The sequence below is a fragment of the Roseovarius gaetbuli genome (assembly GCF_900172365.1).
Classification (GTDB): Bacteria; Pseudomonadota; Alphaproteobacteria; order Rhodobacterales; family Rhodobacteraceae; genus Roseovarius; species Roseovarius gaetbuli.
Window position 1 is genome coordinate 1 of sequence record NZ_FWFJ01000069.1, and the last position, 11,038, is coordinate 11,038.

11 protein-coding genes and 1 pseudogene are annotated in these 11,038 nt (G+C 60.7%); 8 read left to right on the plus strand and 4 right to left on the minus strand.

Annotated elements, in window-relative coordinates:
• From ROG8370_RS21510 to ROG8370_RS18765, 3 genes and pseudogenes are all read right to left on the minus strand, one after another.
• A pseudogene (locus ROG8370_RS21510) lies at window positions 1–124 on the minus strand (IS110 family RNA-guided transposase); the annotation flags it as partial.
• 332 nt (window positions 125–456) lie between these two features.
• Window positions 457–1,089, minus strand: coding sequence for an enoyl-CoA hydratase/isomerase family protein (locus ROG8370_RS18760; RefSeq protein ID WP_245827523.1), 633 nt, complete (start codon window positions 1,087–1,089; stop codon window positions 457–459).
• Window positions 1,086–1,835, minus strand: a complete 750-nt coding sequence (locus ROG8370_RS18765; protein WP_085828668.1) for an SDR family oxidoreductase — start codon at window positions 1,833–1,835, stop codon at window positions 1,086–1,088. Before ROG8370_RS18765 ends, ROG8370_RS18760 begins: the two co-directional genes overlap by 4 nt.
• A gap of 128 nt (window positions 1,836–1,963) precedes the next feature.
• Here ROG8370_RS18765 and ROG8370_RS18770 point away from each other — a divergent pair, with 128 nt between their 5' ends.
• From ROG8370_RS18770 to ROG8370_RS18785, 4 genes are all read left to right on the plus strand, one after another.
• The gene (locus ROG8370_RS18770; RefSeq protein ID WP_085828669.1) at window positions 1,964–3,490 is read left to right on the plus strand and encodes a DUF2125 domain-containing protein; all 1,527 of its coding nucleotides are present in this window, start codon (window positions 1,964–1,966) and stop codon (window positions 3,488–3,490) included.
• 118 nt (window positions 3,491–3,608) lie between these two features.
• Entirely contained in the window at window positions 3,609–4,955 is a 1,347-nt protein-coding gene (locus ROG8370_RS18775; RefSeq protein ID WP_085828670.1) for a TldD/PmbA family protein, read from the plus strand.
• A complete protein-coding gene (locus ROG8370_RS18780) occupies window positions 4,942–5,721 on the plus strand; it encodes an inositol monophosphatase family protein (protein WP_085828671.1) in 780 nt (259 codons plus the stop codon). Before ROG8370_RS18775 ends, ROG8370_RS18780 begins: the two co-directional genes overlap by 14 nt.
• 88 nt (window positions 5,722–5,809) lie before the next feature.
• A complete protein-coding gene (locus tag ROG8370_RS18785; protein ID WP_085828672.1) occupies window positions 5,810–6,730 on the plus strand; it encodes a DMT family transporter in 921 nt (306 codons plus the stop codon).
• Here the strand turns inward: ROG8370_RS18785 and ROG8370_RS18790 are convergent.
• Complete coding sequence (locus ROG8370_RS18790) at window positions 6,669–7,502, minus strand: glycosyltransferase (protein ID WP_245827525.1); 834 nt, start codon at window positions 7,500–7,502, stop codon at window positions 6,669–6,671. The two genes, ROG8370_RS18785 and ROG8370_RS18790, sit on opposite strands and share 62 nt — an antisense overlap.
• A 327-nt stretch (window positions 7,503–7,829) precedes the next feature.
• On the opposite strand from ROG8370_RS18790, the gene rpsL reads away from it, so the two are divergent.
• The 4 genes from rpsL to ROG8370_RS18810 all read left to right on the plus strand — a co-directional run.
• Window positions 7,830–8,201, plus strand: a complete 372-nt coding sequence (rpsL, locus tag ROG8370_RS18795) for a 30S ribosomal protein S12 (protein ID WP_008281863.1) — start codon at window positions 7,830–7,832, stop codon at window positions 8,199–8,201.
• A gap of 12 nt (window positions 8,202–8,213) precedes the next feature.
• The gene (rpsG, locus tag ROG8370_RS18800) at window positions 8,214–8,684 is read left to right on the plus strand and encodes a 30S ribosomal protein S7 (RefSeq protein ID WP_073199276.1); all 471 of its coding nucleotides are present in this window, start codon (window positions 8,214–8,216) and stop codon (window positions 8,682–8,684) included.
• Between the two features lie 20 nt (window positions 8,685–8,704).
• Window positions 8,705–10,828 (plus strand): elongation factor G, encoded by a 2,124-nt coding sequence (gene fusA / locus ROG8370_RS18805; RefSeq protein ID WP_085828673.1) that lies wholly within the window; start codon window positions 8,705–8,707, stop codon window positions 10,826–10,828.
• An 83-nt stretch (window positions 10,829–10,911) separates the two neighbouring features.
• Window positions 10,912–11,038 (plus strand): GTP-binding protein (locus tag ROG8370_RS18810; protein ID WP_245827227.1); only part of this gene is annotated, 127 nt, incomplete at its 3' end.

Genomic DNA, 11,038 nt, shown 5'->3' on the forward strand with positions numbered 1-11,038 from the left:
ACATGAATTTCCAGAACTGGGGCCGTGTCAGTTTTTTGCGGAATTGTTCCTTCCCCGACAGCAATGCCCCGTGAACCTGGAAAATACTCTTCGCCAGATCTACACCAATCATTGTATCCTTCATTTTGCCGTCCTCTCCGTTAGATGGTCTACAGACCACCATCTTGGCACATTGCGATGCCGTCAGGGGAGGGCGGCAACCACCCCATCTTCAGTACCTGGAACAGCACATCGCTGATCCTACCGGCGCCAGCCGGTAGTGGTTCAGCACGATCCCCGCGCTGCGTGCGCATCCGCGTCTTGCTAAATTCATTGCCTGGGTGGCCAAGCGCCCACCCGATTTCCACTCGAAAACTCCGGGTCGGCGGCGCAAGCGCTAGCCACGCAGGGCGCAGAAAATTAGACTAATTTTCTGATCCATTTTCTTTCAAAGAAAATGGTTGCCAGCCCGAAATGTCAGTGTGGGCCGAGACAAAGCTGTTTGATCGCGGCCGCATGATCGGGGTTGGCGGCAAGCGCATCCTCTGCAAGCTCATGCGCCGTTTCGATCAGGGCATCGCGCGTCACGACCCTGTCAAACAGGCCCCAGCCAAGCGCCTCTTCGGTCTTTATCTTCGCTCCCGCCAAAAGGATCATGCGCGCCCGCGCGGGCCCGATCAGCGCCGCAAGGCGCGCGGGGTCACTGGGTTGCGGTAAAAACCCAAGCTTCATCACCGGGTAAAACGCGCCTGCGCCCTCAACCGCGATGCGGATGTCACAGGCCAGGACCATGCCCATCGCGCCCCCTGCAACCGTGCCATTGAGTGCGGCGATACTAAGCCCCGGCAGCGCTGCAATCGCGCCGGACAGGCGCTCCCACTCGGGGCTGGTGGCAAGACCGGCACGCGCGGCTGCTAGATCGGCCCCGGCGGAAAACACCTTGCCCGCGCCGGTCAGCACAAAAACCCGCGCCTCTTGCGCCGCTTCGGCGAGATCGGCCAGCTCTGCCAACATCTGCTCGGTCAGGGCATTGGCCTTGTCGGGCCGGTTCAACGTTGCGGTCCAGAGCCCACCGTCGCGGCTAAGGCTGACCAGATCAGAGCCGCTCATGTCAGGCCCACGCGCTTGCGAATACCCTCGTCGCGCAGCGAGATTTCCTGACCGGCAAACTCATCCCCCGCCGCCGAGCACATCCACAATAGCGCCTTCGCAGGCCACTCGGGCGGGATGTGGTCGGACCAGTCAAGCTCGCTCACGGCATTGACGCCGCTCTTCTTGATCTCGCGCTGCATATCGGTTGCCACCGTGCCCGGCGACAGGCCCATCACCCGGATACCGTGATCGCGGTTTTCCAGATCGGCGCTTTTGGTCAGCATCGCCGCGCCCGCCTTGGAGGCGCAATAAGCGCTCCAGCCGTCAAGTGCATTATGGGCCGCACCAGAACTCACCGTGATGATCGTGCCCGACCCTTGCGCCAGCATGCCCGGAAGGGCGGCGCGCATGCCGTTGAAAACGCCCTTGAGATTGACGTCGATGGCATGGCCCCAGCTTTCGGGGTCGGCGCTGCTGAGTGAGGTGATCGGATCAATCACCCCGGCATTGCCGATCAGCACGTCAAGCCGACCAAAGGCGGTATGACAGGCCGCGATGGCCGCCTCGACTTCCCAATAGCGGCTGACGTCGCAGGGGATCGCGATGGCGCGCGGGCCGATTTCACCGGCAAGCTCGGCGATCGCATCGCCATTGCGCGCGGCGAGCGCGACATTGGCCCCGGCGGCGGCGAAAACCCGCGCAGTGGCGGCGCCGATTCCCTTGCTGGCGCCGGTGATCAGAACGCATTTACCCTGCATGCTCATGGTCTTCCCTTCTTTTGTCTGCGCACAACCTAATCCGCACCTGGCCCAAGTTCCAGCCAGATCGCCACTTGACCCTTCCGGCCCGACAGCCGAAGCTATGGCCGAATTTGAACTTGAAAGGTGTCATCATGGCCACTCTCCGCTCCCTCTTCGCCTCGGCGACGCTGGTTTCCTTCGCGCTGTCCGGCACGGCGGCGCTGGCTGATGTCACGGCAGATCAGGTCTGGCAGGACTGGAAGGCTTATCTTACTACCTTTGGCTATGAGGTCACCGGCGACGAGCAACAGTCGGGCAATACCCTTGCCATCAGCAATATCGCGATGACGGTCATCGTGCCTGATACCCCCGGATTTGCCAGTCTGCGCATGAACCGGATGGACCTGGTCGAGAACGGCGATGGCACCGTGTCGGTCGTTCTGCCCGCCACCACCCCGATGGCGCTTGTCACCGAGGTCGAGCCGGGCAAAACCGCGACCGCCACCATGGAAATTGCGCAGAGTGGTTTGGTCATGACGGTCTCTGGCACCCCGGAGGCGATGCAATACGTCTATGATGCCGAAGAGATTTCGCTTGGCCTGAGCACTTTGGATGTCGATGGCGAGGCGGTTGACATTGGCGCGGCCAGCGTCGCCCTGGCGAATGTCAAAGGCAGCAGCCAGAGCGTTGACGCAGGCGGGATCCGTGATGTCCGCCAGAAAATGACAGCTGGCCCCGTGACCTATGAGCTGGATTTTACCGACCCGACCGAGGGCGGCCATCTGGCGATGACCGGCGCAATCGCCGCTGCGGCCTTTGATGGCGATGTCAGCCTGCCGCCAATGATCGACAACACTGACATGGTGGCAAGCCTTGAGGCCGGGTTTCGCTTTGACAGCGGCATGACCTATGAAAACGCCAGTGTCGCCTACCGGATCGAGGGCGATGGCGAGACGATTGAGGGCACAAGCACCTCTGCGGGCGGTGGCCTGAGATCGGTTTTCGGTCCTGACGGGCTTGAGTATGAGGCAGAGGGGCGTGACATAAACATCGCCATGACCGGTAGCGACCTGCCGTTCCCGGTGACCTTTGGCATGGCGCGCAGCGGCTTTGACATGAAAGTGCCGGTGGCTCAGGGCGAAGAGGTTCAGGATTTTGCCCTGGCCGTGGAATTTGGCGATTTCACCCTCTCCGACATGATCTGGTCGCTGTTTGATCCGGCGGGCCAATTGCCGCGCGATCCGGCGACAATTGCCTTTGATCTGACCGGCAAGGGGCGGCTTTTTGTCGATCTTATGGATCCCGAGCAGATGGAAGACCTCGGCACCAGCGGCGATACCCCGGGCGAGCTTGAATCGCTCAGCCTCAATAGCCTGACGGTCGCGGCGGCGGGGGCCACCCTGACCGGGGATGGCGCGTTCACCTTTGATAATTCCGACCTGACAAGCTTTGACGGCGTCCCGGCCCCCGAAGGGGCAGTAGATCTGAAACTGGTGGGCGGCAACGGCCTGTTGGATCGGCTCATCGCCATGGGGTTTGTGCCCCAGGATCAGGCCATGGTCGCGCGCATGATGGTGGGCATGTTCGCCGTTGTCGGCGAGGGCGAGGATACGCTCAATTCCAAGATCGAGGTCAATGATCAGGGCCATGTTCTGGCCAATGGTCAGCGGCTGAGGTAACCCCGCCAGCCTTGCACGGGGATTGGGCCGCAGGCATTGCTTGCGGCCTTTTCACAGGCCCAACCCTTGCGCGACCGGGCGGCGCGGTCTACCTCTGAGCCGCAACAAGGAGAGTGCCATGTCCCAAGCGCTGAATGATCTGACCCAGGCTCTGATTGACGCCGCCCTCAAGGCCGGTGCCGGGGCGGCGGATGCCATTGCGGTCCGCGGCAGTTCCGTCACCATCGACATGCGCGGCGGCACCCTTGAACAGGCCGAGCGCGCCGAAGGGGTCGAGATCGGATTGCGCGTTCTGATCGGCGGGCGACAGGCCAATGTTTCGGCCTCTGATACCCGGCCCGAGACGATCAGAACACTGGCCGAGCGGGCCGTTGCCATGGCGCATGAGGCCCCCGAAGACCCCAATGTCGGATTGGCCGATCCGGATCAGCTTGTCCGCGATTGGGATGTCGCCGCGCTGCAACTTTGTGACCCGGCGGATGAGCCCGCCCCCGATGCCCTGGCGCAAATGGCGCAAGAGGCCGAGGCGGCGGCGCTTGGCGTGGACGGCGTGACACAGGTGCAATCGGCCACTGCCGCCTATAGCGGACGCGCGGTGCATATCGCGGCCAGCAACGGGTTTTCCGGCGGCTATCGGCGCAGCGATACCGGCCTGTCCTGTGTGGCGATTGCCGGTACAGGAGCGGGGATGGAGCGCGATTACGATGGCGATAGCCGGGTTTTCGCCGCCGACCTGCGCGACCCGTCCGACATTGGCCAAAGCGCAGGCGCGCGCGCGGTGGAACGCCTTGGCGCGCGCAAGCCCCCCACAGGCAGCTTTCCGGTGCTGTTTGACGAACGTATTTCCGGCACGTTGATCGGCCACCTTCTGGCGGCGGTCAATGGCGCGTCGGTGGCGCGCGGCTCGTCCTGGCTGCGCGACAAGATGGGCGAGGTTGTCCTGCCCGAGGGCCTGTCGATTATCGAAGATCCGCACCGCCCGCGCATGAGCGGGTCGCGCCCGTTTGATGCCGAGGGCTTGGCGACGCGTCGCCGTGCGATTGTCGAAAACGGCGTCTTGATGGGCTGGACGCTTGATCTTGCGAATGCGCGCAAGCTTGGTATGCAATCGACCGGTAACGCGGTGCGCGGCACCTCTGCGCCGCCCTCGCCGGGCACGTGGAATATCGCCCTGACCCAAGGCAGCCAGAGCCGCGATGATCTTATCGCAGAGATGGGCACCGGGCTTTTGGTGACCTCGATGATCGGCTCGACGATCAACGCCAATACCGGCGATTATTCGCGCGGCGCGGCGGGGTTCTGGGTGGAAAACGGCGAGATCACCTATGCGGTGAACGAATGCACCATCGCCGGAAGCCTGCCTGAGATGCTCAAGGCGATGATCCCCGCCAATGATGCGCGCACCCATCTAAGCCGGGTTGTGCCCTCTATCCTTGTTGAGGGGCTGACGCTTGCCGGCACCTGACCTGAGCCTGTTGATCGAGGCCGCCCAAGAGGCGGGGCGCATCGCGACGCGCCATGCCAAGGGGCCGATTGATCCCTGGGAAAAGCCCGATGGCACTGGGCCGGTGACCAAGGCCGATCTGGCGGTGAATGCGATGCTGGCCGAGAGCCTGCGCGCGGCGCGGCCCGATTATGGCTGGCTTTCGGAAGAATCCGAGGATGGCGCGGCGCGCCTTGGCCATGACCGGGTTTTCATCGTTGATCCGATTGACGGCACCCGCAGCTTTATCGAGGGCTCTGACACCTGGGCGCATGCGCTTGCGGTAGCCGAAAAAGGCGTGGTGGTGGCCGCCGTCATCTATCTGCCGCTGCGCGACAAGCTCTATTCTGCGGCTGCGGGGCAGGGGGCCTTCCTTAACGGGGTGCCGATCCGCGCGGCCGGGCGGGCCGACCTTGCAGGGGCGTCCATTCTTGGGGCGAAACCCACTTATGCCCCCGAGCATTGGCAGGGCGGCATCGTGCCCGAGGTCAAGCGCGCCTATCGCCCGTCGCTGGCCTATCGCCTTAGCCTTGTGGCCGAGGGGCGCTTTGATGCGATGCTGACGCTGCGGCCAAGTTGGGAATGGGACATTGCCGCCGGTGATCTTATCCTGCGCGAGGCCGGGGCGCAGACCTCGGACCGCCGCGCCGGGCCATTGATCTTCAACAATCCCGTGCCGCAGGTGAACGGCGTCGTGGCCGCCAACCCGGCGCTTCACCTTGCGTTGCACAGCGCCCTGGCCGACTAAGCGCAGGCCGCAGTTGCGCAATTGAGGCTTGCATCGCCCGTTGATCCGGGTCCAATGCGCCGACCCGTGACGCGAAAGACAGGCGAAAATGGCCCGCTCGGACAACATAACAGGCGCGTTGCTGATGATGGCGTCGATGGCGGCGTTCACCTTCAACGATGCGCTGATCAAGACGCTGGCCGGGGAAATCCCGCTGTTTCAGGTTATGTTCATGCGCGGGGTGGTGACCACAATCGCGGTGGCGATCATTGCCTGGCGCATGGGGGTTCTGGGGCGGCGCTTGCCGCGCGAGGATTGGGGGCCGGTGTTTTTCCGCATGGTGGGTGAAATCGGCTCTGCCTATTTCTTTGTCACCGCGCTTTTCAATATGCCGATCGCCAATATCAGCGCGATCATGCAGGCGCTGCCGCTGACCATCACTCTTGCCGCCGCGCTGTTTTTTCGCGAGCCGGTGGGCTGGCGCCGGATGCTGGCGATCATGGTGGGGTTTGTCGGCGTGATGCTTATCGTGCGGCCGGGCACCGAGGGCTTCAATGTCTATTCGGTCTATGGCCTTGCGGCGGTGTCGTTCGTCACCCTGCGCGACATGGCCACGCGGCGGCTGTCGCGCGATGTGCCCTCGATGACCGTGACCTTGATCACTTCGGTGTTCATCATGACCTTTTTCGGCCTCGCCAGCCTTACCGAGCCCTGGGCGCCGGTCGATGCACGTGCGGCCCTTGTGATCGGCGGTGCGGCGGTGATGATCATTGGCGGCTATCTGTTTTCGATCATGGTGATGCGGGTCGGCGAGATCGGATTTATCGCGCCATTCCGCTACACAAGCCTGATCTGGGCGCTTGCGCTTGGCTGGCTGGTGTTTGGCGACTGGCCGCAGACCATCACCCTTGTCGGCGCGGGCATCGTGGTGGCCAGCGGGCTGTTCACGCTTTACCGTGAAATGCAGGTCAGCCGACGTGCAAGGGCGGCGCAGAAAAGACAGCTTTCACTTGGTCCTCGTCCACGTTGAACTGTGCCTTGAACAGGGCGCGCTCCTTGTCGGTCAGCGGATGCATCGGGCCGGGATTGTAGTTGGCGGCGGAATCATTGTCGTCATGCTTGGAGCGCAGATACATATAGGGCGTTGGATTGATCATCGTGACCATGTTGTGATGCAGCTTGTGATGGGCGAAATTCATCACCGTGCGCGGATCGCCCGGACGAAACAGCACCGCAAGACCGCAGGCCCAGAACGGGGTTAGCACATCCTCGGCCATGATGCCCTGATCCGAGAGCTTTACCGAAAAGCCGTGATTGAACTCTATCGCCATATAACGCCATCTCTTGCGCATCGCGGCGGTGTGTTTGACGAACCAACGCAGGCTGCGGATAAAGTTAACGCCGACCGCATCATCGTCATCCAGCCGGAACTGGATTGATTCGGTCTTGTCGTCGCCAAGCTCTTCCTTGATCGCAAGTTGCATCGCCAGGCGGTGCCGCATCGGCGCGCTTTCGATGATCTTGATCTGTTCGATCCCCGAAGTCAGATCATAGAGGCGGTCGCGATAAGGTTTCGGCAGGCTGTCACCGATCAGCACGAGAAAAGTGAAATCCTTGCGCCTCTGGCCGGCGATTGACGGCAGGGTCAGCGTTTCAAAGTGGCGAAACCGCAATTCCATCCGTTCTGGGGCATATAAATAAGCCTCACGGTCCTCGACGGTGTCGTGCATTCGCTTGAACCCGCCAAGGGCTGGATAGGAAAACCGGCAAATCCCGATCACTCGCATCTTGAAACGCTCCATCTGGCGGCGCTTGCTGTCCGCTCTCGTGTCAGATACATCGCACCCGCAGGGCTTTGGTGCAAGGGCGGTGCGGGCTGTTGACAAGCTCTGCGACTCCCCATATACGCGCCCCATCCCGGCACTGGGGGTCGCCCCGTCGCCGATATCAGAACTGAAGTGGTCAAGATCCGGGCCTATGCCCCGATCCTCTGGAAACCCACCGCGTCGGACCCAAATTTACCGGGTGCGATAGCGGTCTTTGCGTATTGCGGACGCGCGATATGTATTTGATTAACCGCACGTGTGAGCGTGCAGACACATGTGTTGAGAGACGGGGAAAGAACCGGAATGCCAACGATCCAACAGCTGATCCGCAAGCCGCGGCAGCCAAAAGTCAGAACCACAAAGTCACAGCACCTGCAGGGTTGCCCTCAGAAACGTGGCGTTTGTACACGCGTCTATACCACGACGCCGAAGAAACCGAACTCGGCCATGCGGAAGGTTGCCAAAGTGCGCCTGACCAATGGCTTCGAGGTCATTTCCTATATTCCCGGTGAGAGCCACAACCTTCAGGAGCACTCTGTTGTCCTGATCCGTGGCGGCCGTGTGAAAGACCTTCCCGGTGTGCGTTACCACATCCTGCGCGGTGTTCTGGATACCCAGGGCGTCAAGGATCGTAAACAGCGCCGTTCCAAATACGGCGCCAAGCGTCCGAAATAAGAGGATTAAAAGATGTCACGCCGTCACGCAGCAGAAAAACGCGAAGTTCTGCCCGATGCCAAATATGGCGATCGGGTTCTGACAAAGTTTATGAATAACCTGATGATCGACGGCAAAAAGTCCGCCGCCGAGAAAATCGTCTACAACGCCCTTGATCGGGTCGAATCCAAGATCAAGCGCGCACCGGTCGAAGTGTTCCACGAAGCACTCGAAAACATCCAGCCTTCGGTCGAAGTTCGTTCGCGCCGTGTGGGTGGTGCCACCTATCAGGTGCCGGTCGAAGTGCGCCCCGAGCGTCGTGAAGCCCTGGCGATCCGTTGGTTGATCAACGCATCGCGTGGCCGCAACGAGCACACCATGGAAGAGCGTCTTGCCGGCGAATTGCTGGATGCCGTTCAGAGCCGTGGTTCGGCCGTTAAAAAGCGCGAAGACACCCATAAGATGGCCGAGGCGAACAAAGCCTTCAGCCATTACCGCTGGTAAACCTCTAGAGGCAATTCATCATGGCACGCGATTATCCGCTCGAACGCTATCGCAACTTCGGCATCATGGCCCACATCGACGCAGGCAAAACAACCTGCTCGGAACGGATCCTGTTTTATACCGGCAAATCCCACAACATTGGTGAGGTGCACGATGGTGCGGCCACCATGGACTGGATGGAGCAGGAGCAGGAACGCGGGATCACGATTACCTCGGCTGCGACCACCACTTTCTGGCAGCGCCAGGAAGAGCCCACACCCGAGGCGACATCCGACACCAAGTTCCGGATGAACATCATCGACACCCCCGGCCACGTTGACTTCACCATCGAAGTCGAGCGTTCGCTTGCGGTTCTTGATGGCGCGGTTGCCGTGCTTGACGCCAACGCAGGTGTTGAGCCGCAGACAGAAACCGTTTGGCGTCAGGCCGACCGGTATAAAGTTCCGCGCATCGTGTTCGTAAACAAGATGGACAAGATCGGCGCTGACTTCTTCAACTGTGTGAAGATGATCAAGGACCGCACGGGTGCGATTCCCTGCCCGATCCAGATTCCGATCGGGTCCGAGACCGAGCTTGAAGGCATGGTTGACCTCGTCACCATGCAAGAGTGGGTCTGGGAAGGTGAAGATCTTGGCGCGAGCTGGATCAAGAAACCGATCCGCGACAGCCTGAAGGATCAGGCTGACGAATGGCGCGCCAACATGATCGAGATCGCCGTCGAGATGGACGATGCCGCGATGGAGGCTTACCTCGAAGGCGAAGAGCCTGATGAGGCCACCCTGCGCAGCTTGATCCGCAAGGGTACGCTGGCAATCGCCTTTATCCCGGTTCTGTGTGGGTCTGCCTTTAAAAACAAAGGTGTTCAGCCGCTTTTGAACGCTGTCATCGACTATCTGCCCAGCCCGCTGGACGTTGTCGATTACATGGGCTTCTCACCTGACGACGAGACCGAAACACGTGACATCCCGCGCCGCGCGGATGACAACATGCCGTTCTCGGGCCTTGCGTTCAAAATCATGAACGACCCCTTCGTCGGCACCCTGACCTTCACACGTATCTATTCGGGTACGATGAAGAAGGGCGACACGCTTCTGAACGCCACCAAAGGCAAGAAAGAGCGTATCGGTCGTATGATGATGATGCACTCGATCAACCGCGAAGAGATTGAAGAAGCATTTGCTGGCGACATCATCGCGCTTGCGGGTCTCAAGGACACCACGACTGGTGACACGCTTTGCGATCCCAAAGAGCCGGTTGTTCTGGAAACCATGACCTTCCCCGATCCGGTTATCGAAATCGCGGTCGAGCCGAAGACCAAAGGTGACCAAGAGAAAATGTCGACCGGTCTGGCGCGTCTTGCCGCCGAGGATCCGTCCTTCCGCGTGGAAACTGACATCGAATCTGGTCAGACCATCATGAAGGGCATGGGCGAACTTCACCTCGATATCCTGGTGGACCGTCTGCGCCGCGAATTCAAAGTTGACGCCAACATCGGTGCGCCCCAGGTGGCCTACCGTGAGACGATCGGCCACGAAGTCGAGCACAGCTATACCCACAAGAAACAGTCGGGTGGTTCGGGCCAGTTCGCTGAGATCAAGCTTATCATCTCGCCAACAGAGCCGGGTGAAGGCTTCTCGTTCGAGAGCCGTATCGTCGGCGGTGCCGTGCCCAAGGAATACATTCCGGGCGTTGAAAAAGGTATCCGTTCGGTGATGGACAGCGGCCCGCTTGCCGGCTTCCCGGTCATCGACTTCAAGGTCGCCCTGATCGACGGTAAGTTCCACGATGTTGACTCCAGCGTCATGGCATTCGAGATCGCTGGCCGCATGGGCATGCGTGAAGGTCTGCGCAAAGCTGGCGCCAAGCTGCTTGAGCCGATCATGAAGGTCGAAGTCGTGACACCGGAAGAATATACCGGCAACGTCATTGGCGATTTGACCTCGCGTCGTGGTCAGGTGTCTGGCCAGGAACAGCGCGGCAATGCCATCGCGATTGATGCGAAGGTTCCGCTGGCCAACATGTTTGGCTACATCAACACGCTGCGCTCGATGTCTTCGGGGCGTGCCCAGTTCACGATGCAATTCTCGCATTACGATCCGGTCCCGCACAATATCTCGGAAGAAATCCAAGCGAAATACGCATAACTGCGGTGGGCCACTGGCCCACCCTACCAACCCCGTAGGGTGCGTGAGGTCACGCACCGCACACGACAATCAAGGAGGCCACCATGGCTAAGGCAAAGTTTGACCGCTCAAAACCGCACGTAAACATCGGCACCATTGGTCACGTTGACCACGGCAAGACGACGTTGACGGCTGCGATCACGAAATACTTCGGCGATTTCAAAGCCTATG

Bases quoted from the DNA above. Each gene is read 5' to 3' on its own strand.
- rpsL (WP_008281863.1), top strand. From the start codon at position 7,830: ATGCCAACGATCCAACAGCTGATCCGCAAGCCGCGGCAGCCAAAAGTC.
- ROG8370_RS18765 (WP_085828668.1), bottom strand. From the start codon at position 1,835: ATGAGCATGCAGGGTAAATGCGTTCTGATCACCGGCGCCAGCAAGGGA.
- ROG8370_RS18775 (WP_085828670.1), top strand. From the start codon at position 3,609: ATGTCCCAAGCGCTGAATGATCTGACCCAGGCTCTGATTGACGCCGCC.
- ROG8370_RS18770 (WP_085828669.1), top strand. From the start codon at position 1,964: ATGGCCACTCTCCGCTCCCTCTTCGCCTCGGCGACGCTGGTTTCCTTC.
- fusA (WP_085828673.1), top strand. From the start codon at position 8,705: ATGGCACGCGATTATCCGCTCGAACGCTATCGCAACTTCGGCATCATG.
- rpsG (WP_073199276.1), top strand. From the start codon at position 8,214: ATGTCACGCCGTCACGCAGCAGAAAAACGCGAAGTTCTGCCCGATGCC.
- ROG8370_RS18785 (WP_085828672.1), top strand. From the start codon at position 5,810: ATGGCCCGCTCGGACAACATAACAGGCGCGTTGCTGATGATGGCGTCG.
- ROG8370_RS18760 (WP_245827523.1), bottom strand. From the start codon at position 1,089: ATGAGCGGCTCTGATCTGGTCAGCCTTAGCCGCGACGGTGGGCTCTGG.
- ROG8370_RS18790 (WP_245827525.1), bottom strand. From the start codon at position 7,502: ATGGAGCGTTTCAAGATGCGAGTGATCGGGATTTGCCGGTTTTCCTAT.